The organism is Halorientalis marina (assembly GCF_023028345.1).
In the GTDB taxonomy this organism is placed as follows: Archaea; Halobacteriota; Halobacteria; order Halobacteriales; family Haloarculaceae; genus Halorientalis; species Halorientalis marina.
Genome location: NZ_CP095487.1, coordinates 1,798,088 through 1,819,405, shown reverse-complemented (window position 1 = coordinate 1,819,405; position 21,318 = coordinate 1,798,088). Strand labels below are relative to the sequence as shown.

General features: G+C 68.7%; 22 protein-coding genes. 11 read left to right on the top strand and 11 right to left on the bottom strand.

Annotation, left to right across the window (positions count from 1 at the left end; genetic code table 11):
* Positions 1 to 44: 44 nt before the first annotated feature.
* Entirely contained in the window at positions 45 to 1,709 is a 1,665-nt protein-coding gene (locus MUG96_RS09120) for a flavin-containing monooxygenase (RefSeq protein ID WP_246988563.1), read from the bottom strand.
* Between the two features lie 185 nt (positions 1,710 to 1,894).
* On the opposite strand from MUG96_RS09120, the gene MUG96_RS09115 reads away from it, so the two are divergent.
* The 3 genes from MUG96_RS09115 to MUG96_RS09105 all read left to right on the top strand — a co-directional run bounded on the left by MUG96_RS09115 (position 1,895) and on the right by MUG96_RS09105 (position 4,640).
* A complete protein-coding gene (locus tag MUG96_RS09115) occupies positions 1,895 to 2,572 on the top strand; it encodes a helix-turn-helix domain-containing protein (RefSeq protein WP_246988561.1) in 678 nt (225 codons plus the stop codon).
* Positions 2,573 to 2,667: 95 nt separating this feature from the next.
* A complete protein-coding gene (locus MUG96_RS09110; RefSeq protein WP_246988559.1) occupies positions 2,668 to 3,726 on the top strand; it encodes an ABC transporter ATP-binding protein in 1,059 nt (352 codons plus the stop codon).
* Complete coding sequence (locus MUG96_RS09105) at positions 3,723 to 4,640, top strand: ABC transporter permease (protein WP_246988556.1); 918 nt, start codon at positions 3,723 to 3,725, stop codon at positions 4,638 to 4,640. The genes MUG96_RS09110 and MUG96_RS09105 overlap by 4 nt, the downstream gene beginning before the upstream one ends.
* Before the next feature lie 41 nt (positions 4,641 to 4,681).
* On the opposite strand, the gene MUG96_RS09100 is transcribed toward MUG96_RS09105, so the two are convergent.
* Entirely contained in the window at positions 4,682 to 6,046 is a 1,365-nt protein-coding gene (locus tag MUG96_RS09100; RefSeq protein WP_246988554.1) for a restriction endonuclease, read from the bottom strand.
* Positions 6,047 to 6,115: 69 nt separating this feature from the next.
* On the bottom strand, positions 6,116 to 6,559 hold the full coding sequence (locus MUG96_RS09095) for a hypothetical protein (protein WP_246988552.1): 444 nt from the start codon (positions 6,557 to 6,559) through the stop codon (positions 6,116 to 6,118).
* A 143-nt stretch (positions 6,560 to 6,702) separates the two neighbouring features.
* Between MUG96_RS09095 and MUG96_RS09090 the strand changes: the two genes are divergently transcribed.
* Positions 6,703 to 7,206, top strand: coding sequence for a hypothetical protein (locus MUG96_RS09090; protein WP_246988550.1), 504 nt, complete (start codon positions 6,703 to 6,705; stop codon positions 7,204 to 7,206).
* Between the two features lie 48 nt (positions 7,207 to 7,254).
* Here the strand turns inward: MUG96_RS09090 and MUG96_RS09085 are convergent, their stop codons facing one another.
* From MUG96_RS09085 to MUG96_RS09075, 3 genes are all read right to left on the bottom strand, one after another.
* Positions 7,255 to 8,817 (bottom strand): GMC family oxidoreductase, encoded by a 1,563-nt coding sequence (locus MUG96_RS09085; protein WP_246988548.1) that lies wholly within the window; start codon positions 8,815 to 8,817, stop codon positions 7,255 to 7,257.
* 135 nt (positions 8,818 to 8,952) lie between these two features.
* Positions 8,953 to 9,657, bottom strand: a complete 705-nt coding sequence (locus MUG96_RS09080) for a class I SAM-dependent methyltransferase (protein ID WP_246988546.1) — start codon at positions 9,655 to 9,657, stop codon at positions 8,953 to 8,955.
* Positions 9,658 to 9,781: 124 nt separating this feature from the next.
* Positions 9,782 to 9,958 (bottom strand): hypothetical protein, encoded by a 177-nt coding sequence (locus MUG96_RS09075; protein ID WP_246988544.1) that lies wholly within the window; start codon positions 9,956 to 9,958, stop codon positions 9,782 to 9,784.
* A 221-nt stretch (positions 9,959 to 10,179) separates the two neighbouring features.
* Between MUG96_RS09075 and MUG96_RS09070 the strand changes: the two genes are divergently transcribed.
* From MUG96_RS09070 to MUG96_RS09055, 4 genes are all read left to right on the top strand, one after another.
* Positions 10,180 to 12,273 (top strand): hypothetical protein, encoded by a 2,094-nt coding sequence (locus MUG96_RS09070; protein ID WP_246988656.1) that lies wholly within the window; start codon positions 10,180 to 10,182, stop codon positions 12,271 to 12,273.
* Between the two features lie 278 nt (positions 12,274 to 12,551).
* The gene (locus MUG96_RS09065) at positions 12,552 to 12,761 is read left to right on the top strand and encodes a hypothetical protein (RefSeq protein ID WP_246988542.1); all 210 of its coding nucleotides are present in this window, start codon (positions 12,552 to 12,554) and stop codon (positions 12,759 to 12,761) included.
* Between the two features lie 106 nt (positions 12,762 to 12,867).
* The gene (locus MUG96_RS09060; protein ID WP_246988541.1) at positions 12,868 to 13,146 is read left to right on the top strand and encodes a hypothetical protein; all 279 of its coding nucleotides are present in this window, start codon (positions 12,868 to 12,870) and stop codon (positions 13,144 to 13,146) included.
* A 60-nt stretch (positions 13,147 to 13,206) separates the two neighbouring features.
* Positions 13,207 to 14,310: an AI-2E family transporter gene (locus MUG96_RS09055; RefSeq protein WP_246988540.1), complete on the top strand. Its 1,104-nt coding sequence runs from the start codon at positions 13,207 to 13,209 to the stop codon at positions 14,308 to 14,310.
* 24 nt (positions 14,311 to 14,334) lie between these two features.
* On the opposite strand, the gene MUG96_RS09050 is transcribed toward MUG96_RS09055, so the two are convergent.
* Both MUG96_RS09050 and MUG96_RS09045 read right to left on the bottom strand, forming a co-directional pair.
* Positions 14,335 to 14,673, bottom strand: coding sequence for a CHY zinc finger protein (locus MUG96_RS09050; RefSeq protein WP_246988539.1), 339 nt, complete (start codon positions 14,671 to 14,673; stop codon positions 14,335 to 14,337).
* A gap of 131 nt (positions 14,674 to 14,804) precedes the next feature.
* Entirely contained in the window at positions 14,805 to 15,401 is a 597-nt protein-coding gene (locus MUG96_RS09045; protein WP_246988538.1) for an LURP-one-related family protein, read from the bottom strand.
* A 212-nt stretch (positions 15,402 to 15,613) separates the two neighbouring features.
* Between MUG96_RS09045 and MUG96_RS09040 the strand changes: the two genes are divergently transcribed.
* Positions 15,614 to 16,432 carry a class I fructose-bisphosphate aldolase gene (locus MUG96_RS09040; protein ID WP_246988537.1) on the top strand — a complete coding sequence of 273 codons (819 nt, stop codon included), beginning with the start codon at positions 15,614 to 15,616 and terminating at the stop codon, positions 16,430 to 16,432.
* Positions 16,429 to 17,289, top strand: a complete 861-nt coding sequence (locus tag MUG96_RS09035; RefSeq protein ID WP_246988536.1) for a class 1 fructose-bisphosphatase — start codon at positions 16,429 to 16,431, stop codon at positions 17,287 to 17,289. Before MUG96_RS09040 ends, MUG96_RS09035 begins: the two co-directional genes overlap by 4 nt.
* Position 17,290: 1 nt before the next feature.
* Here the strand turns inward: MUG96_RS09035 and MUG96_RS09030 are convergent, their stop codons facing one another.
* From MUG96_RS09030 to btuC, 3 genes are all read right to left on the bottom strand, one after another.
* Positions 17,291 to 17,671 (bottom strand): PaaI family thioesterase, encoded by a 381-nt coding sequence (locus MUG96_RS09030; protein WP_246988535.1) that lies wholly within the window; start codon positions 17,669 to 17,671, stop codon positions 17,291 to 17,293.
* Positions 17,672 to 17,734: 63 nt separating this feature from the next.
* Positions 17,735 to 18,928: an ATP-binding cassette domain-containing protein gene (locus tag MUG96_RS09025; RefSeq protein ID WP_246988533.1), complete on the bottom strand. Its 1,194-nt coding sequence runs from the start codon at positions 18,926 to 18,928 to the stop codon at positions 17,735 to 17,737.
* Positions 18,925 to 20,025, bottom strand: coding sequence for a vitamin B12 ABC transporter permease BtuC (gene btuC / locus MUG96_RS09020; RefSeq protein ID WP_246988531.1), 1,101 nt, complete (start codon positions 20,023 to 20,025; stop codon positions 18,925 to 18,927). Before btuC ends, MUG96_RS09025 begins: the two co-directional genes overlap by 4 nt.
* Before the next feature lie 61 nt (positions 20,026 to 20,086).
* On the opposite strand from btuC, the gene MUG96_RS09015 reads away from it, so the two are divergent.
* Entirely contained in the window at positions 20,087 to 21,265 is a 1,179-nt protein-coding gene (locus MUG96_RS09015) for a PGF-CTERM-anchored ABC transporter substrate-binding protein (protein ID WP_246988529.1), read from the top strand.
* Positions 21,266 to 21,318: the final 53 nt, after the last annotated feature.

Below are 21,318 nucleotides of genomic sequence, written 5' to 3'. Positions count from 1 at the left end.
CGGATGGCGGAACGTTCCCACTGCCCCGGGCCGAACCGCCAGCCTCAGTCCGCCGTCGTCGCGGCCGTGGCCCGCCCGAGGTCGAAGCCGTCGTACTCGTCGCGGGCGATGCGGTCGCAGATTTCCCGGTAGTTGTCGAGACCGCCGGGGAAAGGCGTGAACACCTGCGTCTTCCCCGGGACGTTCGCGCCGCGGTACCACGACTTCGCCTCCGAGAAGAGCATGTTCTCGGCCAGCATGTTGGTGTTCTGGACCCACTGGGCTTCGGCGTCCTCGGTCGCCTCGATGCGGTCGTAGCCTTCCGTCTCCATGAACTCGATGCAGTCGGCGATCCACTCGACGTGCTGTTCGATTGCCATCGGCATGTTCGTCAGCACGGAGGGGCTCTGCGGGCCGGTAATCGTGAACAGGTTCGGGAAGCCGTTGGTGCCGAGGCCGAGGTAGGTGTGCGGTCCCGCCTCCCACTTCTCTTCGAGCGTCTGCCCGCCGCGCCCCTCGATGTCGAGGGCGAGGAGTGCACCCGTCATCGCGTCGAATCCCGTCGCGAACACGACCATGTCGAGGTCGTAGTCGGCGTCGGCCGTCCGAATCCCGTCGGGAGTGAACCGCTCGATTGGCGACTCGTTGACGTCCACGAGGCTCACGTCGTCGCGATTGAACGTCTCGTAGTAGCCGTCGTAGTCCATCGGCGGCCGTTTGGCGGCGTAGGGGTGGTCCGTCGGGACCAGTTTCTCCGCGGTCTCGGGATCGTCGACCTGCTCGCGAATCTTCTCGCGAATGAACTCGGCGATGAACTCGTTCAGTTCGGGGTCCGAGAGGACGGTCCCGGGCTCGAAGGCGTGGAGGAACCGGAAACCGCCCTGTTGCCAGCGCTCTTCGAGCGTCTCTCGGATCTCCGCGTCGGAGAGCCCGAAGTCCGTCTGGTGGTCGTGGTCGAAGGGCATCCCGAGGCGGGAGTCACGCGCCCGCTCCCAGATGTCGTCGTAGTTCGCCCGGATGTCCTCGTACTCGTCGGCGTCCAGCGGTCGGTTCCGGGCGGGCACGGCGTAGTTGGGCGTCCGCTGGAAGACCGTGAGGTGTTTCGCGCGGCCGCCGACCTCCGAGATGAACTGGATGCCCGTCGATCCGGTGCCGATGACGCCGACGTGCTCGTCGCTGAAATCGACCTCCTCGTGCGGCCAGCGGGCCGTGTGGTACCACTCGCCCTCGTAGTCGTCGAGCCCCTCGAAGTCGGGCCGATAGGGCTTCGAGAGACAGCCGACGGCGGTGATAAAGTAGCGAGTCCTGACCCGTTCACCGTCGGCTGTCTCGACCGTCCACGACGCCGTCTCCTCGTCGTAGGTCGCCCCCGTTACCTCCGTCTCGAAGGCAATCGACCGGCGCAGATCCAGCCGGTCGGCGACCCACTGGAGATACTCCAGGATTTCGGGCTGTTCGGGGTAGCGCTCGCTCCACTCCCACTCCTCGTGGAGGGCCTCGTCGAAGGAGTAACAGTAGATGTGGCTCTCGCTGTCACAGCGGGCGCCGGGGTAGCGGTTCCAGTACCACGTCCCGCCCACCTCGTCGCCTTTCTCGTAGACCCGAACGTCGAGCCCCTGCTCGCGCAGGCGATGGAGCATGTACAGCCCCGAGAACCCGGCTCCGATGACGACGGCGTCGACGTCGACCCCGTCTCCCTGTCCACCCGCGTCCGTTTCCCTGTTAGACACTGTATCTCACTGGTGCACGGCTAGGCACGAGCGATGTTAAACCCGACTCCCCACATTATCGGCCCTCTTTCAGTACGGCCGGGGGTCGCCGCGCCGTCCCGCCGGGGCGTGGTCGTGCTCGGGCCACCGCAGGGGACGCCGCCTCGACCGGAACGTACAGGAGCGGCCACGTCCACTGCGCTGGTATGGGACTGCTCGCCGAGTACGAGATAACCTGCGAGGGGCTCCCGCTCGTCGGGGTCGCGGCGACCGTCCCCACGGCGACGCTCGAGCTCGACTTCCACCCCAGCGAGGACTGGTACACCGCGTTCGTGGTCCGGGTTGTCGAAGGGGACACCGAGGCGGTCGAGCGAGCCTTCGAGTCGGACGCGTTCGTCGCCTCGTACAGGCGGGTCGAACGCGACGACGGGACACCCTGTTATCGCATCGAACCCTCCCGGGGTATGGAGGCACAGCTCGGACCGTACGTCGACGACGTGTCCGAACTCCAGGCGCTGGCGGCCGCCGACGCCGAGATCCGGACCATCCGTGCCACGCCGACGGGCTGGGTGCAGGGGGGCTGGTTCGCCGACCGGGCGACGCTCGAACGGTTCCAGTCGTTCTGGCAGCGCAACGCCGAGTTCCGGCTCCGGCGACTGATCCCCCACGGCGGGAGCGGTGACCCCGCGGCGGGCCTCACCGACCGCCAGCGTGAGGCGCTCGTCCGGGCCCACGAACTGGGCTATTTCGACATCCCGCGATCGGCGTCGCTCGACGACGTCGCCGACGACCTCGACATCACCGCCTCGGCGCTCTCCGAACGCCTCCGCCGGGCGCAGTCGGCCCTCGTCGAGACGACGGTCGCGCCCGACATCGGCCTCTAGACACCGCCAGAAGCGCGTCGCCACAGCGCCGTACTTAAGCGGCCGCACCAATTCGGGAAGCGGCTACACGACTGACGCCCGACGGTCCCGGTGGAATGCCCTCCGATCAGTCACGACCCTCCGAAAACGGGGTCGCGCGATCCGACGATACCGGTCTCGCTATCGACGCCCGCGACGTCCACGTCACGTACGCGGACGGGACGGAAGCGGTCCGCGGCGTCTCACTCCAGGTCGAACGCGGCGCGTTCTTCGGCTTCCTCGGGCCGAACGGCGCCGGGAAGACGACCACGATCCGGACGCTCGTGACGCTCCTGCACCCGACCCGGGGCACCGTCCGGATCAACGGGTACGAGACGGCGACGGCCCCGCAGGCGGTCCGCCAGTCCATCGGCTACATGGCACAGGAGACGAGCATCGACCGGGAACTGACCCCCAGGGAGAACCTCCAGCTGGCCTGTGACCTGTACGGCGTCCCGGAGCGCGAGCGTACCGACCGTATCGACGCACTGCTCGAACTGGTCGACCTCGAAGCGGTCGCGGATTCGCGGGCGGGGACGTTCTCCGGCGGGATGCAAAAGCGGCTGGACGCCGCGACGGTGCTGGTCCACCGGCCACCCGTCGTCTTCCTCGACGAACCGACGACCGGGCTGGACCCGGAGGCACGGCTCCGACTCTGGGACTACTTCGAGCGGATCAACGACCGCGGGACGACCGTCTTCCTCACGACGCAGTACCTGGCGGAAGCCGACCGGCTCTGCGACCGGCTATCACTGCTTCAGGACGGTCGGATCGTCGCTACCGGCACCCCTGCCGAACTCAAGTCCGAGGTCGGCGGGGACGTCGTCGAGATCTCCCTCGCGGACCCGAGCGAGCAGCGGACGCGTGCGGCCGTACAGGCCATTCGCCGCGTGGACGCCCTGGCTGACGCGACCGTCGAGCCGACGAGTCAGGGGGTCTCCGTCAGGACACCGAACCCCCGCGAGGTGACGAGCGACCTCGTCGTCGCGCTCGGCGACGCCGGTTTCTCGGTCACCACCTTCGACGTCCGGTCGCCGACGCTCGACGACGCGTTCCTCGCGCTGACCGACGACGATCCCGAGACCGATGACGGGACGGCGGGGGCGGCTCCGCAGGCCTCGGGGGTGGTGAAATGAGCGGACACGACGGCGAGTCCGGCGTGCTCCCGGAGGACCGTCCGCGGAAAGCGCCGGGGAAGAGTACCGTGGCGGACGTTCAAACGAGCTTCGAGCGGTGGCTCGTCAAGACCAGCCGTAACCCCTTCGTGACGTTCACGTCGCTGGTCCAGCCCGTGATCTTCTTCGTCCTCATGGCGGAGGTGTTCGGCGCGGTCGCCGGCGGTGCGCTCTCGCAGACGCTCGGCGGCGGTATCAGCTACGTCACGTATCTGACGCCGGCGATCATCATCCAGTCGACCCTCTCTTCGGCCGCAGTCTCCGGAATTGGTCTCGTCGACGACATGGAGACCGGGATGTTCGAGAAGGTGCTCGTCTCCCCGATGAACCGGGCCGCCATGTTCCTCGGCAAAGTACTGTCCGAGGTCGCACGGATCGTCGTCCAGACCGTGATCGTCCTCCTGCTTGGCTCTCTCCTCGTGGCGCTCGAAACGGGCACACCCTTCGGCCAGTACCTCCGAACGGGGTTGCCCGGCGTCGTCGGGATCGTCCTCGTCACGGTCGCGTTCGGCGGCGTGTTCATGGCGTACTCGAACGTCGTCGCCCTCGTGACGCGCGACCAGGAAGCGACCGTCATGCTCGCGAACCTCCTGACGTTCCCGCTGTTGTTCGTGTCCAGTGCGTTCCTTCCCCTCGCGGTGTTGCCGGGCTGGATCCGGACGGTTGCCGTGGTCAATCCGGTCACGTACGGCGTCGACGCGGTCCGCGCCATCGTGCTCGGTCGGGACGTGATGACGGTCCTCGACGTGACGGCGTTCGGCGGACTCTGGAACACGGTCGTCCCTGCCCTCGCCGTCCTCATCGTGTTCAACGTCGTCCTCGGTGCTGTCGCCGTCCGTCTCCTCCACCGTGCTGCCAGGGCCGACGTGCGGTAGGCACGGTCCGGTTTCCGAACGGCCGGCCCGCCACCGCGCCGTCACAGCAACCCTGCGGACGCGAGCACGAACACCAGTGTCAGGAGTACGGCGAGAACCGCGCCGCCGGCAAGCGGGACGTTCTCCAGGAGTTTCTCGTGGACGGGCATCCGCTCGTACTGCTCGCGGAATCGGTCGCGGTTCTCCCGGTCGTAGAAGTACTTCGTCGCGAGCATGAACCGCTCGGCGACGGCACAGCCCGTACAGACCGGCGTCCCCTCCAGGCGCTCGGTCTCGATGTGGCTCGGGCAGTTGATGCTCCCGCAGTTTGCACAGTAGGTGTACGTCGACGCCGTCTCGTCGCCACACTGGACGCATCGATGGATGCCGTTCTCGACGGTCGTCCGGGAGGGGCCGGCGTTGTAATACTCGTAGGGGTAGCTGTACTCGCCCAGCGAGATCGTCTGCCGGACCCGGGGGAGATAGACCGGCTCGATGGCCCGTATCGAGACGGCCGAGCGGGTCGGCTCGCAGGTCTTCGTGTACGTGACGTTGTTGTCGCCGGTGTACTGGACGGTCCGGGTCCGCCGTTCGCGGACCCGCTCGACCGCCCAGTCCTTGTACTCGGTTTCGGTCTGCCCGAATCGGTGGACCTCGATCTCGTCGAAGGTCTCGCCGAGGCGGTCCTCGTCGAGGTCCACGCGCTGGCCGAAGTTGTTCGTGACCAGCCGTTCGACCTGACCGTCCGCCACCGTCGGGTGGCCCCGGTCGGCCGCGACTACGAGTCGGTCGGTCCCCTGCTCGCGGTGGACGACGCCGACGCTCGTCTCGAAGGTGGCGTCGACTTCGGCCGTGACCTGGACGATCGGGCGAAAGTCCGCGACCGCAGTCGGCGTGGGCAGATCACGCGTATCGAGGTTTTCGACCTCGCGGACGGCGTCCTCGACGGGTGCGCGGACGCCACGTGAGGGGTCGTAGGGCCGGAGGGTCTCGTCACAGAGGATCTCGATGCGACCGTTGTAGAGGTCGAGGCCGATCTCCTCACCGAACTCCCGGAGATCCGTGCCGTCGAGCAGTTCGATCGGATGTGGATCGCCGTTCGTCCGTAGTTGCGCGGCGTACCCCTCGGCGGGACCGGTGAACGTCCCCGTCGTGACGACGATGCCGCGTTTCGGGCCGTCGTAGTCGTGGGTAGCGACCGCCGAGTGTAGCTTCTGGACCACCGGGCGGCCGACGCTGTCGGTGTGTTTGCACTCGACGACGACCGCCTGCCGCTGGCCGTCGAGGACCTCCTCCATGACGATATCGCGGCCTTCGTCGCCGGTCTTCGTCGACTGGCGAACGTTCTCGTAGCCGAGGTTACGGAAGACGTCCTCCATGAGGTCCTCGAACTCGAACCCCGAGAGGTCGTCGAGGAGTTCGACCATCGCGACAGGAGGACGGCAGGCCGCGCACTTCAGTGTTCACGTCGTGTCGCGTGGCGACCCGTATCGGCCTCACCCGTCCGCCGGCATCGGCTCGAGGCTGTGTATCACGTCGCCGGACACGGAGACGACGTCGTCCTCGGGATGGACCAGCGTTCCCTCGCCCGTCTCATCGTCGACCGCGTCTCCGTCGACCGCCGGCGGCCACGTCCAGGGAGCGAGTCGCTCGACGAGCGACGGGCGTCGGATGAACTGCAGTTCGAGGACGGTCTCGCCGACCCGGACCGCGTCGAACCCCTCGACCGCCGCCGCGTCACACGCGAAGACCTCGCTGTGTTCGAGTCGCGCGCCGGTCCCGGCGGGGACGATGTCGGCCGCTTCGCCGAACACGTACCGGCCCTCGTGCCGTCGACACCAGTTCGCTTCCACGGTCTCCTGCTCGCCGTCGACCGCTACTTCGTACGCGAATCGCGGTCGCTCGTACTCGTAGCTGATCGTGACTGGGCTCGTCGTCATCGTCGTCTCCGGTTCGACGGATTCGTACGGACGATTCGGACGCCAGCCGCTTTCATGTTGCGCCCGGCCGCCGCACCGTCTCGGTGGTCACGACCGTCGCCGGCGTCCGTACCTCTAAAGGCCCGTCGGCGGAACACTCCCCCATGCCCGACGAGACACTCGCTGCGGACGTATCGGACTGTCGCGACCGGATCGCCGAGGCGGAAGACCTGCGGTTGATCGAGGCGACCCGCCTCCCGGAGGGGGACGCCATCGGCCTCGACACGCCGTCGCTCTCGGCGGCCGTCGATCTTGCTCGCGACCTCGGCTGCCGGGAGTGTTACCTCGTGGCCGACCGGACCGATTCGGGGACCGTCACCCGGGCCGCCGTCGGATTCTTCCACGACGGCGTCCTCCACACCGCCTCGCGGGTCGCCGACAGACCACCCGCCGGGGTCGTCTCCGCCGACACGGACGACGCCAGCGACGGTATCGACGACGAGGAGGCCCTCGCCCGGATCGTCTTCCGCGACGGACGGTTCAACGACTCGTACACCGTCGCGGACACCGAGATGCTGTTGAACGCGCTCGACATCGAGTACGACGCCGAGGCAGTCAGTCTGGAGTCGGTCCACCGTCGAGCCATGGAACTCCCGGCGGAGGAGTGAGCCGGGCCGACCGGTCACCGTCCCGCATCGGTCGCTACGGCCGCGAGGTCAGTCGTCGGCGGGTGCTGCGACCTCCGACCGGATCATATCGGCGGCCTTCTCCGCGATGGCAATCGTCGGCGCGTTGGTGTTGCCGCTGGAGATAGTCGGCATGACGGAGGCGTCGACGACACGCAGGTTCTCGACGCCGCGGACGCGCAGGCGGTCGTCGACGACGGCCATGCCGTCGTCACCCATCTTGCAGGTCCCGACCGGGTGGTAAACGGTGTGGGCGGTCTCGCGGATGTGCTCGCGGATCTCCTCGTCGGTGGTCACGTCCGCGCCGGGCCACACCTCCTCGCCACGGTACTCGTCCACGGCATCGGCCTGGGCGATTTCGCGGGCTCGTTTGACCCCCTCGACCATGATCTCCATGTCTTTCTCCTCGGTGAGGTAGTTGGGGTCGATGGCGGGGTGCTCGAAGGGGTCGTCGGAGGCGAGGGTGATCTCCCCGCGGCTCTCCGGCCGCAGCTGGGTCGCGCCGATTGAGAAGCCCACCCCTTCCTCCGGATTCCCGAGCCCGTGTTCCATGAAGTACACCGGCGCGAAGTGATACTGCAGGTCCGGCGCGGGTTCGTCCTCGTCGACGTACGTGAACCCGCCGGCTTCGCCGATGTTCGAGGACGGTGCCGGCTCCTCGGGGCCGTCGGTCCGCTCGTGGACCACGAACGCGAACAGGTGGTCCTGGAGGTTCTTGCCGACGCCGGGCAGGTCCTGTTGGACCTCGATGCCGTGGTCTTCGAGGTGGTCGGCGGGACCGATGCCCGAGAGCATGAGCAGTTGCGGGGAGTTGACGGCGCCGGCGCTGACGATCACTTCGCCGTCGGCGTCCGCGTGATGGGTCTCGCCGTCCCGTTCGTAGGCCACGCCGACCGCGCGGTCGCCCTCGAAGCGGATTTCGGTCACCTGGGCGCCGGTCTCGGCGGTCAGGTTCGGGCGGTCGAGGATCGGCGTGATGAACGCCTTCGCGGCGCTACACCGCTTTCCGTCCGTCTGGGTGAGGTGGTAGTGCCCGACGCCCTGCTGTTGTTCGCCGTTGAAGTCGTCGTTGCGGACGTGGCCGACCTCGGCGGCGGCCTCGACGAGCTGTCCCGAGACCGGGTGCGGGTCGACGGGATCGGCGACGTCGAGTGGACCGTCGGTCCCGTGGTAGCTCGGATCGCCGCCCTCCGGTTCGAACCCCTCGGAGCGTTTGAAATACTCCAGCATATCGTCGTAGCCCCAGCCCTCGTTGCCCCGCTCGGCCCAGGTGTCGTAGTCGTGGGGTACACCGCGGATGTAGATCATCGCGTTGAGCGAACTCGACCCGCCCATGGTCTTGCCCCGCGGCCAGTACAGTTCCCGGTCGTTCAGTTCGGGCTGGGGGGTCGTGTAGTAATCCCAGTCGACCTCGCTTTTGAACAGGTGCGGGAAAAGCGCGGGAACGTGGATCTCCTCTTTCTCGTCGGGTTGCCCCGCTTCGAGCAGGAGGACCTCCGTATCGGCGTCGCCCGAGAGTCTGTGTGCCAGTGCGCAGCCTGCCGATCCTGCACCCACGATTACGTGGTCGTAGGTCTTGGGTGTCGTTCCCATAGCATTCGCATGGTCGTTCATTGCATAAAGCCACGGTAACACCGCGCACAATTCCGGAACTCCGGTCCCGTCTCGCGGATCGGTCCGTTCGGCCAGGGTGTCGTGACGGAGCGAGTCCCGGTATCGGCGCGTCTCTCACTCCGGTCGAGCCTCGATAGCGGTCAGCACCCCCAGAGCGGCGGTGGAGTGGTCCACGGCGGCGAGTGGTGAGCGCTCGATCACCTCGAGCGGTTCCTGATTCCACCGACAGTGGTGTTTTCGGAAGTGGGCATCGGCACGCCAGTCCTGGAACTGGGCTATCGGGCCGACGCTGCTGCGGCCGTGTTCGAGGAGCAGGACCCGGCCGTCGGGTCGGCAGACTCGCCCCATCTCGGCGAGGGCCGTAAGGGGGTCGGGGAACGTACACGTCGACAGCGACGAGATGACCGTGTCGAAGCTATCGTCGGGGCAGTCGAGGTCGTGTGCATCCATCTTTTGCAGCGTGATCGCACGCCGACGCCCGGCGAGGCGCTCTCGTGCCTTCGCTAGCATATCAGGGCTGATGTCGACGCCGACGTACGCACAGTCTTCGGGGAGGTACCGTTCGTTCGTCCCGACGCCGCAGGCCACGTCGAGGACCCGTCCGCTGGCAGTTCCGAAGAGTCGCCGCCGATAGCGTCCGGTGAGCAGGCCGTTCAGCGGGTCCAGTCGGGCCATCGTCGCCGCCTGTTCGCGGTACGTCTTTCGGACGTCCTCGTTCGAGTGTGTTGGATTGCCGGCCAGGACGGCCGCGGCCGTGTCGCCGGTCTCGACGGCCGACCCCGCCGTGCTGTCAGGGCCGGAGGTGGTGTGTTCGGTCATCGTCTGCCCATATCACCCGAAGGGTCGAATGTGTACCGCCGTGCATACTGTGAGCGATACGTCGTCGCCGTCCGGTTCCGGCCGCCGTGTCGCCGACGCGTATTCCCGCGCCGGCCGAGGTTCGCTACGCGTCGCCGACGGGGTCCGGGTCGTCGCCACCCCGTCGTGCCAGCACGATTCCGGCGACGAAACAGAGTCCGGCGAGCCCGAACAGCCCGAACCTGAGCGCCTGTTCCGAGACGAGGAAGCCGGCGACGAGCAACACGGCGAACGCTGCGTGGAGAAGCGCGGTCTGTTTCACGACTATGCCATGGCCTGAATCGACAAAAGTGGCGCGAAACGCCGACAGCCGCCACGTACTCGCCCTGCAGCCTCCGTGGGTCACCGGGGCCGCACGGTCGCGGACGGGGCCACAAGCGCTATGCCGGCGAGTCCCGGAACTCGGGCCATGATACGGTCCGTGGACGCGACAGGGACTCGGTGCCGAGCGGGACCACCGCCGCGGTCCGGGACGGGTGGCGGATGACGCGGCCGCCCGTCGACCGGCGGACGCTCCTCGCCGGACTCGCCGGCGGCGGGATGGCCTCGCTGGCGGGCTGTCCGCTGCTCGAACGGGGCGACGACGGCGCGACGGCCGAGGTGACGGACGAGCGAGCGCGCGACCTCGCCGAGCGGTTCGCGCCGTCGATGTACTTCGACCGCAACGAACCGTGGTTTCCGACGGACCCGCGGGCCTACGAGAGCGAAGCAGACGGTGAGACAGTCGTCGATGGGTTCGACGCCCTCGACGGCTACGTCGCCGACTGGACCGGGGACGTGCCGCCGGAGCCCACGGTGTTCTACCACGTCGTCGAGTACGCGGACTCGCCGCTCGCAGTCGTGCAGTTCTGGTTCTACTCGGCGTTCGACCAGTTCACCACCAACTTCCACTGGCACGACTGGGAGCTCCTGCAGGTCTTCGTCGACACCGAGACCGGCGAGCCACAGCTGTACGTCGCCAGCTCCCACTCCCGGTCGGTCCCGAACAACGAGTTCCTCGACCCCGACCCCGACCGACCGCCGCGGATCCTCTCGGAACTCGGCTCGCACTCCAGTGGCCTCTCGGTCAACGACAACGCCGAACGGTTCCAGCGGTTCCCGCTCGACGGCGACGTGGCCGACATCACCAACAGCGTGCTCGACGGCGTCGAGGACGTCGCGGCGATCCCGCTCGCCTACGGCCTCCCCCGGGACGAGGGGCTGGCGCTGCCGTACGTCGGCCCCGAACTCGACGGGGAATCGCTCTCCGACCACGAGCGCCTTCCGTCGGTCGACGCCTCGGATTTCGTCACCGAGGACCTCACCGTCCGGTCGTTCGACGCGCTGTCGTCGCCGCCGGCGAACCTCCCGGACCGCGAGACCGGGCTCCGCTTCGAGTTCCAGGGCCGCGACGCCGACCCCGACGTGGCCTACGACGTGGTGCCGACGGCCGATCTCGAACACATCACCGACTTCACCGGCCCGCAGTTGAGCTTCGAGTTCGCCATCCCCGAGTTCGCCGAGGACGCCATCGCCTCCCACATCACGACCACCGGCGTCCCCTGGCAGGGCGACCGCTACGACGACCCCGCGTCGGACATCAGCGAGGCCCGCCACCGCCAGGCACTTGCCGACCGCTACGACGCCATCGCGGCCCCCTCGCCGGTGAACCAGGTCGTCGTCGGCGTGACGAACGCGGTTACGGCCGACGAGGCCCCCGCCGGTAGCGGACTGGCGACGACGGACTCGTCGGTCGAGACCGTGGCCCTCCTGGAGAGCGAGCCGGAGGCGGTCCCGACGTTCCGCGGGGTCGCCGCCGTCCAGGACGTCCCCGAGGGCGACCACCGGCTGACGATCAACGGGGCCGGCGTCGCGCCCCACAGCGAGACGGTGTCGGTCTCCGGCGACGACGGGCCGACGGTCGCCGGCGTGGACGGCGAGGTCCCGCTCGTCGCCCGCGAGAACGCGACGAAACTCGAAGTCGACCCCGACGGCGCGGACAGCGACCTCACGGCGCTGGCCGTCGAGGACGACTTCGCCGGCCGGCTGTACGACGCGCCCCTCTCCGGGCCCGACGCCGTCTACCTCCACCGCGGGGGCGCGTTCACGACGGAGGTCCGCGATCGCGCGGACGAGGTCGGCGCCTTCCGCGTCAACCCCGACAACGAGGACCGCGTCCGACTCGACGAACCACGAACCGGAAAAGCGTCCCTCGCGGAGTACGTCGCTGACGTCGCCGCCGAGACCCGGGCAGACGTGGCGGCCGGCGTCGACGAGGCCGATATCGGTGACACCGACGACGATGACGACGACCGCGGCGGCCAGGCCGGCGGCCCCGAGAACGCCGTCGAGGGGCTCACGCGGGCCCTCGATGCCGTCGTCGAGGCCGCTCGTCGTGCCGCCGACCGCGCCGCCGCGGGGGACCGAGGGAACGCAGACCGGAGCCTCGAAGCCGTGGCGATGCGGCTCGAACGCGTCGGGTCCCGGCTCGCCGCGGCCAGCGACTCGCTGCCACCGGGCCTGTCACGGGCCGCCGACAACCGGCTGGCACAGGCCCGCCAGCGCTCCGAACAGGCGCGCCGGGCCGACAAGCTCTGAGGAGTCCGCCGGTCGGGCATCAGCCCGGGTGCACCCGGGAGTGGTGCGTGACTGCGCTCTGTCCGACGCAGTCACGACTCAGTTGCCGTCCGACTCGCCGGAGAACCACGAGGGCGGGGCCGACCGACCCCAGACCACACGTGCAGGGCCTCTGTCTACTCCGCGTCTGACTTTCGGCCGCGACGGCTGTTCATCCAGATTAAATCTAACGGCCCCTTTCCGGTGGTGAAAGCCGGCGAGTGAACGAAAGGGGTTCGCCGCCCACCGCACTACTGCCGATGGACGAACACGAGTCCCAGAATCCCCTGTTGAATCCAGTGCTCAGATACGGCATGGCAACCACCAGCGCAGCGGTGGTCCTCGTCATCGCGTTCCTGTTTCTCGACGGGACCGCTCGGCTCGTTGCCGTGGGTATCGCCGTGCTGGAGGTGCTGGTCACGCCGATGATTCTCAAGCGGGCCGGGGAAGGAGCGCCCGCCGAGACGTAACTCGCCCTCGCTCCGCCGCCGCGTCCTCCTCGGTGGAATCGTCGGGCCACCGCCGGTCCCCGCCCGGAACCGGAACCTACAGGCCCGGTGCCGACGTCCCGCCCGTATGGCGAAAACAGTCGACGACCTCCGGAACGAGATCCGCGAGGCTGTCGGGCGATACGAGCGCGTCGAATCGACCGCGTTCACGAAGGAAGCGCTCGCGGCGATCTGCGAGGCCGTGGGGTACGAGATCGACACGAACCGTCTGCCCTCGAAAGCGCGGATGCGGGCCGGCATCCTCTGGAAAGTCGGCGTGCTGGACGAGGACGACCCGGAGCAGGCCGACCAGGCGTTCCGGAAGGCCGAACTCGAATCGATTGCCGAAGCCGTTGGGGTGGAGTGACGGTTTCGCCCGCCGTTCTCATCTGTAGATTTATATATTCGGTTCGTCACTCCACGGAGTATGGACGAACGCCGTCTCGCGGTCGCTGCCTTCGGCGTCATCGTCGCCGTCGGCATCGGCGCAATCGCCCTCCGGTTCATCGCGGCGCTCTCCGTGTCGGTCTTCCTGTACTACTCGGTGCGCCGCTATCACAAGGCCCTCCGGAAACTACGGCTGCCGGCACGGATGCGTGCCGTGGTCGTGCTCGTCTCGCTGGCCGTTCCCCTCCTCTTGCTCATCGGTTACGCGGTCGTGCTCCTCGTCGTCGAGGCTCGGCAGTTCGTCGATCAGACCGCTATCGTCGGCGTCGCCAGCGAACAGATCCCGTGGTTCGGCCGCGTCGACCAACTCCCAGAGTTCACCGTCGGCGGGATGTACCGCGCCTACCAGTCCGGCCAGCTCGACCCGTTCCTCTCTTTCGCCACGGACAACGCGACCTTCCTGACGGACCTCGTCTCCGGGTTCTTCCTCAATCTCTTCATCATCGTCGTCGTCACCTACTACCTGCTGGTCGACGGCGCGCGCATCCGAGAGTGGTTGTTGCGATTCGACGACGACGCCATTATTCGTGAGTACCTCGAAGCCGTCGACAGGGAGCTGGAGGCGGTCTTTTTCGGCAACCTGCTCAACGTCATCGCCACGTCGCTCATCGCCATCGCCGTCTTCCGTGGGTACAACGTCGCCGTCCCTGCTGGCGCGCAGGTGCCCTACCCCACGCTCGCGGGCGGGCTCACGGGCATCGCGAGCCTCGTCCCCGTCGTCGGCATGAAGATCGTCTACGTCCCGGTGACCCTCGCCGCCGGCGCAGGGGTCGTGATGGGCGGTGACCAGTCGCTGTTGCCCTACGTCGTCGGCTTCTTCGTCCTCGCCGTGGTCGTCGTCGACACCATTCCCGACCTCGTGCTCCGGCCGATCCTCAGCGGCGACGCGACGCACGTCGGCCTGCTCATGCTCGCGTACACCCTCGGGCCCATCGTCCTGGGCTTCTACGGGTTCTTTTTCGCGCCCATCGTCCTCGTCGTCGGGCTGATGTTCGCAACCGTCGCCCTCCCGCGGTTGCTGGGCGTCGACCCGGACGAGGAAGACGGACTCGACGGCGATCAGATGCGGCTGGGCGACTTCTGAGCCGGCCGGGCCTGCCGTCGGTTCTTAGAGCCCCTCGAAGTAGCGGTCGTAGTGTGCGCGACAGCCTGGATTGAACGCGGCACCGCAGGCCGGACACGTGTGGTCGGCGTCGAGATACGCCGTCGCCGACAGCGCGGTGGCACAGCCTCCACAGAGGACGGCCGGTTCGTCGAAGCGCTCGCGGGGCCAGGGGTCGGAGTCGTGGCCGGCGACCGCCTCGTGACAGCGGTGACACGGGTAGAAGACCTCACAACAGCCGAGTCGGAGCGCGATGATATCCCGGTCGCCGTCGTAGTGCGCACACCGCGTTTCCGGACCGACGTCGACCCCGCGGACCTCGTACTCACCGACCGCGCGTTCCATACCCGGAGGGACGGCCCGGACGCCATTCAATATCCCGGCGGTGACGGCGGCGAACTCGCATCGACCAAGAGCGGTCACCCGTCCGGGACGGCCACCGCCGAACGCGGCCGTCGGCGATTCGCCCGGGACGGCTAATTCCCCTGGATCGCATCGATGACGGCCGTACCGATCACGACGGGCGCCGGTGGAACCGAACCGCTGTCGGTGAGCGTGATGTCGTACTCGTCGAGTATCGCGAACCCGCTCTCGATGGACCCGGCCGTATTGCCTTCCGGGCCGGTAATCTCGTACTCGTGGCCGATCCACTGGCCGAGCGGGAGGAGCTTCCGGCCCGCGGTGACGAGTCCGCCGCGGGACTCGATTTCGGCGAGGAGCGACCCGTCGTCGGCGTCGCGGACCCGCCAGGTGTCCCGGAGCATGGAGAAGTCGTTTTCGAAGACGACGAGGTCCTCCCCGGTGTGACTGTCCGTGAGGCGGTAGTCGCCGGCGATGTCCCAGGTCCCGCTGGCCGTCACGGTGCAGACCTCGTTACCGTCCGAGTCGGCGAAGCGGACCGTGTCCTTCTCTTGGTACATCTCGTATTTGCCGGTGAAGACGGTGGTACCGGTGACGTCCCGGGCCTCGTACTCGGGCCGCATGTTCTCGTCTTTCCCGGTCTGTTCGACAGTAAATTCGGTGCCGGAGAGGGTGACTGCTTCCGGCTGGTACCGTTGTGTCGTGGCGTGCATTCGTCGTGGTTCACAGTTCCCAGTATCGGGACATAAGTCGTCCACCACAGTCACAGAGCCTGCAACCCTGGACGGTGCTTTATTACTGGGTGGGAGTGGAACTCGGAACGATACCTGAAACACGACGAGCGGTGATTTACTCTCTTCCGTGTAAATTTCGACAATTCGGCTCCAACAACATTAATAGCGAACGTGGGGGAGGATTCGGTGAGATGATCCCTATCGACGACAGCCCGCTGACCCGGGACGGGAAGGTGCTCATCCTGGCGTACGACCACGGCCTCGAACACGGGCCGGTAGACTTCGAGGACGTGCCGGAGAGCGCGAACCCGGAGCGCGTGTTCGACGTGGCGACCCACGACGCCGTGACCTCCGTCGCGGTCCAGAAGGGCATCGCCGAGGCGTACTACCCCTCATACGAGGACGAGGTGGACCTGCTGGCGAAGCTCAACGGCACCTCGAACCTCTGGCGCGGCGAGCACGACTCGGCGGTCAACTGGACCGTCGATTACGCTCGCGAAATCGGCGCCACCTCGGTCGGGTTCACCGTCTACGGCGGCTCGGACCACGAGATCGAGATGGTCGAGGAGTTCCGCGACGCCCAGGAGGCGGCACACCGCAACGATATGCCCGTCGTGATGTGGTCGTACCCGCGCGGTGCGGGCCTGCGGAACGCCAAGACGCCCGAAACCATCGCCTACGCCGCACGCCTGGGGCTGGAACTCGGCGCTGACGTGGCGAAGGTCAAGTACCCCGGCACCCAGGACGCGATGGAGGAGACCGTCCGGATGGCCGGGAAGACGAAGGTCGTCATGAGCGGTGGCTCCAAGCGCTCCGACGAGGCGTTCCTCTCGAACGTCAAGTCGGTCATCGACGCCGGCGGCGCGGGGCTGGCGGTCGGGCGGAACGTCTTCCAGCGTGAGAATCCCGAGCGGATCCTCGACGCCCTGGAGAAGGTGATCTTCGAGGAGTCCTCCGTCGAGGAGGCCCTGGAGGCGGCCGGCGGGGCCGCCACGCCCGAGGCAGAATGAGCGAGGCGGTCGAGCGCGTCCTCGACGTCGTGACCGAGACGGCCCCGGAGATTCGCGCGGGCCTGTCCGGGCGTCGGGAGTACGAGACCGCGGAGAATCCGAGCGGCGACCAGATGCTCGCCGCGGACGTCCACGCCGACGAACTGCTCGAGGAGCGGTTGCTCTCTGTCGACGCCGTCGCCGAGTACGCCAGCGAGGAACGCGAGGGGACCGTCGAGAGCGAGGGGGGCCACCTCCACGTCGCCTGTGACCCGCTCGACGGCTCCTCGAACCTCAAGTCCAACAACGTCATGGGGACCATCGTCGCGATCTACGACGAACCGCTGCCGGCGCCCGGGGAGGCGCTGGTCGGCGCCGCGTACGTCCTCTACGGCCCCATCACCAACATGGTTGCCGCCGTCGACGGGGCGGTGACCGAGTCGGTCGTCCACTCGGAGGACGGCGGGGCGGAACGCCACGTCGTCGACGAGGACGTGACCCTGCCGGCCGACCCGGTCGTCTACGGGTTCGGCGGCCGCGTCCCCGACTGGCCGGCCGACTTCGAGGCGTTCGTCCGCGAGATCGAACAGGACCTCAAGCTCCGCTACGGCGGCGCGATGATCGGCGACGTGAGTCAGGTGCTGGAGTACGGCGGAATCTTCGCCTACCCCGCACTACAGTCGGCCCCGAACGGCAAGCTCCGACTCCAGTTCGAGGGCAATCCCATCGGCTACATCGTCGAGTGCGCGGGCGGGCGATCCTCGAACGGGGAGGAGTCGTTGCTGGCCGTCGAACCGACGGAACTCCACCAGCGCGTCCCGGTCCACGTCGGGAACACGGGGTTGATCGAGCGACTCGAAGGCGCGCTCGCCGAGTGAGTCAGGGCGTGAAAATCGAGAAGGTGCCGGTCGCCCGCGCGACGAGCGTCCCGCCCTGCCGGACCGCCGATTCGAGGTGGGCGACCGAGCCGCCGCGGCGCGTCACGGTCGTCTCACAGACCAGGTCGCCGTCCCTGACCGGTTCCATGTAGCTCATCTTGATCTCGACGGTCGCACAGCTCTGGCCGTCCTCGAGCGACGGCTGGAGCGCCGCTCCCATGCCGGTGTCGGCCATCGCGTAGGTGACCGCGCCGTGGAGCACGTCGTTGGGGTTCAGCAGGTCCTCGGTTACCGACAGCGTACCGCGACTGTATCCCGGCTCCACGTCAGTGATCGTCAGTCCGATACCGTCGGCGAACGCGCCCGGTGGTCCATCGCTCATCGGCGGGCGTTCACCGGGCCGACTAATCAATGCGATGGGTCGGTCACCCCCTCGCCGGCGGGGTCAGTCGTCGGCCGGCAGTTCCCGCTCGGTCGCGGCGGCGACCGCTTTCGGAAGCACGGTCTCGACCGTCGCGACCGTCCCCCCGGCTCGCTCGTCGGCGTTCAGTTCAGTACCGACGCGGACACGCGGGGAGTCGTCGCCGAGAGGCCGCCAGTCGACGCCGTTAGGCGGGTCGGCGATCACGAGTACGTCGGCCGACGCCGCGAGCCCGGCGGCCCGTTCGTGTGCGGCCTCGTCGGGCGTCTCGAACGGCGGGACGGTGACGGCGTCGAGCCTCCGGGCCCGGGCTGTCGCCGCGGCCACGTCGCCCTCGGGGAGCGGTCCTGCGGTCACGGTGACGCCGCCGTCGGCGAGCGTCGCGACCGTTCGTGCCGCGAGCGGTCCCGAGCCGACGACGTGAGCGCGAACGTCGCGGTCCGGGCGGTCGTCGAGTGCCGTCACCGACGGCGTCCCGGTCACGGCGTCGGTCGCGACCGCGGCGTCGGCCCCGAAGGCGTCGCCGAGTGCGTCCGCGGTCAGGACCTCGGCCGGGGGACCTCGCTCGACCACGCCGCCGTCGGCGACGAGGACCAGCCGGTCGCAGAACCGGGCCGCCAGGTCGAGGTCGTGGATGGCCGCCACCGCCGTCTTTCCCTCGGCCGCGAGGTCGGCCACGAGCGAGAGCGTCTCGACCTGATGAGTGATATCGAGGCTCGCGGTCGGTTCGTCGAGCAGGAGGGCGGGCGTGTCCTGTGTGAGCGCGCGGGCGAGCAGCACGCGCTGGCGCTCGCCGCCGCTGACGGCGTCGATGGAACGGTCGGCGAACTCGGCGGTGCGCGTCCGTTCCAGTGCACGCTCGACGTGGCGCCGGTCCGCGGCGTGGTCGGTCCGGCCAAGCCGGGACTGGTAGGGCGTTCGCCCCATCGCGACGATGTCCTCGACGGCGAAGTCGAAGCCGACGCTGGCGTGCTGTGGCACGGTGGCGACGAGTCGGCCGACCGTCCGGGCAGAGCAGTCCTGGACGTCGCGGCCGTCGACGGTGACCCGGCCCGCGTCCGGCGTGAGGACGCCGTTAATCGTCTGGAGCAGGGTGGTCTTGCCCGCGCCGTTGGGACCGACGAGCGCGACGAACTCCCCGGCGTCGATGGACATGGAGACGTCTTCGAGGACGGCGACGCCGCCGCGGGAGACCGTGACGCCGTCGACTGCGATCACAGCGCGTGCACCTCCCGACTGCGGAGGAGATAGAGGAAGAAGGGGGCCCCGAGCGCGGCGGTGACGATGCCGACGGGAACCTCGGCGGGGCCGGCCCGCGCGAGCGTGTCGGTGGCGACGAGGAAGGAGGCGCCAGCGAGCGCGCTCGTCGGCAGGAGGATCCGGTGGTCGGGGCCGACGAGCAGGCGCATCGCGTGGGGGACGATCAGGCCGACGAAGCCGATGACGCCCGCGACGGCGACCGCGGCGGCGGTGATGACGCTGGCGACGGCCAGCAGGAGCCGCTTCGTCCGCTCGACCTCGATGCCGAGCGTCTGGGCGTCGACCTCGCCGAGCAGGAGGACGTTCATATCGCGGGCGTAGGCGGAGAGGGCCAGGAAGGCCAGCAGCGCGAGCGGGAGCGTCACTTCGACCTCGGCCCACGTCGAGTTACGGAGGTTCCCCATCAGCCAGTAGACGGCCTGCCGGAGGCTCTCGCCGGACTGCAGGAGCATATACGAGACGACGGCACCGAGCAGCGTCTGGACGGCGACGCCGGCGAGCAGGAGCGTCGCGACGGGCGTCCGGCCCCCCTCGCTGGCGATGACGTAGACGCCGAAGGCGGCCGCGAGCGCGCCGACGAACGCCGCGGTCTGCAGGCCGAAGGGAACAGCGAGCGGGAGCGCGATGGTCGCGACGGCGCCGACGGCCGCGCCGGAGGAGACGCCGACGATGGAGGGGTCGGCCATCGGGTTCCGGAAGAAACCCTGCATGACGGTCCCGGCCGCGGCGAGCGCGAAGCCGACGACGGCGGCCAGCGCGATGCGGGGCAGGCGGACCTGCCGGACGATGGTCTCGCTGGCCGTCGGCACGCGGAAGGCGAAGGGGTACGCGTAGGTCACGTCCGGGACCGGAACGGGGAGGGTCGCGCCCGCGACGGTCGCGGTGCGGACGCTCGCGGCGATCCCGGCGGGGACGGCGACGGCGTTCAGCGTCGCTTTCGCGACCGTCAACACGTCGATGGCGACGGGGCCGACGGTCGCGCTGGCGAGGGTGACGGCCACGAGGCAGACGGCGAGCGCGGCCGACCAGCTCACGGTCCGGACGCGCGCGTTCATACCACACAAGCCCGGTTGCGTTAGGCAAATACTTATTGGATACCCGTCGTGGGTAGGGACGATGAACGCGAGAACGCTGTTACTCGTCGGCTGTCTGGTCGTCGCGGGTGTGGTCGGGACGGTCGGGTTCGGGGCCGCGGGACCGAGCGCAGCCGGTGGGGGCGATTCGGGCGCTCTCGGGTCGGCCGCGAGCGTCGGGACTGGGGACCGTGCGGCGGAGGTCGATGCCGCTCGCGGCGGCCCCGCCGCCGTGCAGGAGTCCTGTTCGTTCCCGGTGACGGCGACGGACACGACGGGGACCGAGGTGACCGTCGAGGAGCGGCCCGAGCGGATCGTGGCGCTCCAGCCCAGCGACGCGCAGGCACTCTGGGAGATCGGCGCACAGGACCGGGTCGTCGGCATGGACAGGACCCAGTACACGGCCTACCTCTCGGACAGGGGCGACACGACGAACGTCAAAAACGAGGATCTCACCGTGAACACGGAGCAGGTCGTTGGGCTCCAGCCCGACCTCGTGCTCGCGGCGAACACGACGAGCATCGAGACGGTCCGACAGCTCCGGTCGGCGGGGATCACCGTCTATCACTTCGGCCTCGTGACGTCGCTGGACGAGGTCGCGCGCAACGTCGAGACCGTCGGGCGGCTCGTCGGGAGTTGCGAGAGCGCCCGCAAGTCCGCGACCGAGTTCCGCCTCAGCGTCGAGCGTGCGGCGGTCGCGGCCGAGCGCGCCGACGAGCGGCCGGACGCGCTCTATTACTTCTTCGAGACGACGACCGGCACCGGGACGCACATCCACGACGTGATCGAGACGGCCGGCGGGAACAACGTCGCCGCCGACGCTGGCATCGAGGGCTACGCCTCGCTGAGCGAGGAGATCGTGGTCGAGCGCGACCCCGACTGGATCGTCTCCCCGGACGACGCCACGGTGCCGTCCACGGCCGCGTTCAACGGGACGACCGCGGTCCGGGAGGGACAGACCGTCGCGCTCCGCTCGAACTACATCAGTCAGCCCGGGGTGCGCGTGGCAGTCCCGCTCACCCGCCTCGCCAGGACGTGGCACCCCGACGCGCTCGACGCCGCAAACGAGAGCGTGAACCGCTCGGACGTGCGGGAGAACGCCACCACGCCGACGCCAGCGGCGACGACCGCGAGCGGGCCGGGGCTCACGGCTGCGGGCGCCATCGCCGGCCTGACGCTCGGATTCGCGGCCGTGGTCCTGCTGACCCGGCGACGGAACTGACGCCGCGGCGTCGGCCGGACTGGAAAGAGCCTTACATCGGGGCCAACCAACGG

Bases quoted from the DNA above. Each gene is read 5' to 3' on its own strand.
- MUG96_RS09115 (WP_246988561.1), top strand. From the start codon at position 1,895: ATGGGACTGCTCGCCGAGTACGAGATAACCTGCGAGGGGCTCCCGCTC.
- MUG96_RS09110 (WP_246988559.1), top strand. From the start codon at position 2,668: ATGCCCTCCGATCAGTCACGACCCTCCGAAAACGGGGTCGCGCGATCC.
- MUG96_RS09105 (WP_246988556.1), top strand. From the start codon at position 3,723: ATGAGCGGACACGACGGCGAGTCCGGCGTGCTCCCGGAGGACCGTCCG.
- MUG96_RS09100 (WP_246988554.1), bottom strand. From the start codon at position 6,046: ATGGTCGAACTCCTCGACGACCTCTCGGGGTTCGAGTTCGAGGACCTC.
- MUG96_RS09095 (WP_246988552.1), bottom strand. From the start codon at position 6,559: ATGACGACGAGCCCAGTCACGATCAGCTACGAGTACGAGCGACCGCGA.
- MUG96_RS09090 (WP_246988550.1), top strand. From the start codon at position 6,703: ATGCCCGACGAGACACTCGCTGCGGACGTATCGGACTGTCGCGACCGG.
- MUG96_RS09085 (WP_246988548.1), bottom strand. From the start codon at position 8,817: ATGGGAACGACACCCAAGACCTACGACCACGTAATCGTGGGTGCAGGA.
- MUG96_RS09080 (WP_246988546.1), bottom strand. From the start codon at position 9,657: ATGACCGAACACACCACCTCCGGCCCTGACAGCACGGCGGGGTCGGCC.
- MUG96_RS09070 (WP_246988656.1), top strand. From the start codon at position 10,180: ATGACGCGGCCGCCCGTCGACCGGCGGACGCTCCTCGCCGGACTCGCC.
- MUG96_RS09065 (WP_246988542.1), top strand. From the start codon at position 12,552: ATGGACGAACACGAGTCCCAGAATCCCCTGTTGAATCCAGTGCTCAGA.
- MUG96_RS09060 (WP_246988541.1), top strand. From the start codon at position 12,868: ATGGCGAAAACAGTCGACGACCTCCGGAACGAGATCCGCGAGGCTGTC.
- MUG96_RS09055 (WP_246988540.1), top strand. From the start codon at position 13,207: ATGGACGAACGCCGTCTCGCGGTCGCTGCCTTCGGCGTCATCGTCGCC.
- MUG96_RS09050 (WP_246988539.1), bottom strand. From the start codon at position 14,673: ATGGAACGCGCGGTCGGTGAGTACGAGGTCCGCGGGGTCGACGTCGGT.
- MUG96_RS09045 (WP_246988538.1), bottom strand. From the start codon at position 15,401: ATGCACGCCACGACACAACGGTACCAGCCGGAAGCAGTCACCCTCTCC.
- MUG96_RS09040 (WP_246988537.1), top strand. From the start codon at position 15,614: ATGATCCCTATCGACGACAGCCCGCTGACCCGGGACGGGAAGGTGCTC.
- MUG96_RS09035 (WP_246988536.1), top strand. From the start codon at position 16,429: ATGAGCGAGGCGGTCGAGCGCGTCCTCGACGTCGTGACCGAGACGGCC.
- MUG96_RS09030 (WP_246988535.1), bottom strand. From the start codon at position 17,671: ATGAGCGATGGACCACCGGGCGCGTTCGCCGACGGTATCGGACTGACG.
- btuC (WP_246988531.1), bottom strand. From the start codon at position 20,025: ATGAACGCGCGCGTCCGGACCGTGAGCTGGTCGGCCGCGCTCGCCGTC.
- MUG96_RS09015 (WP_246988529.1), top strand. From the start codon at position 20,087: ATGAACGCGAGAACGCTGTTACTCGTCGGCTGTCTGGTCGTCGCGGGT.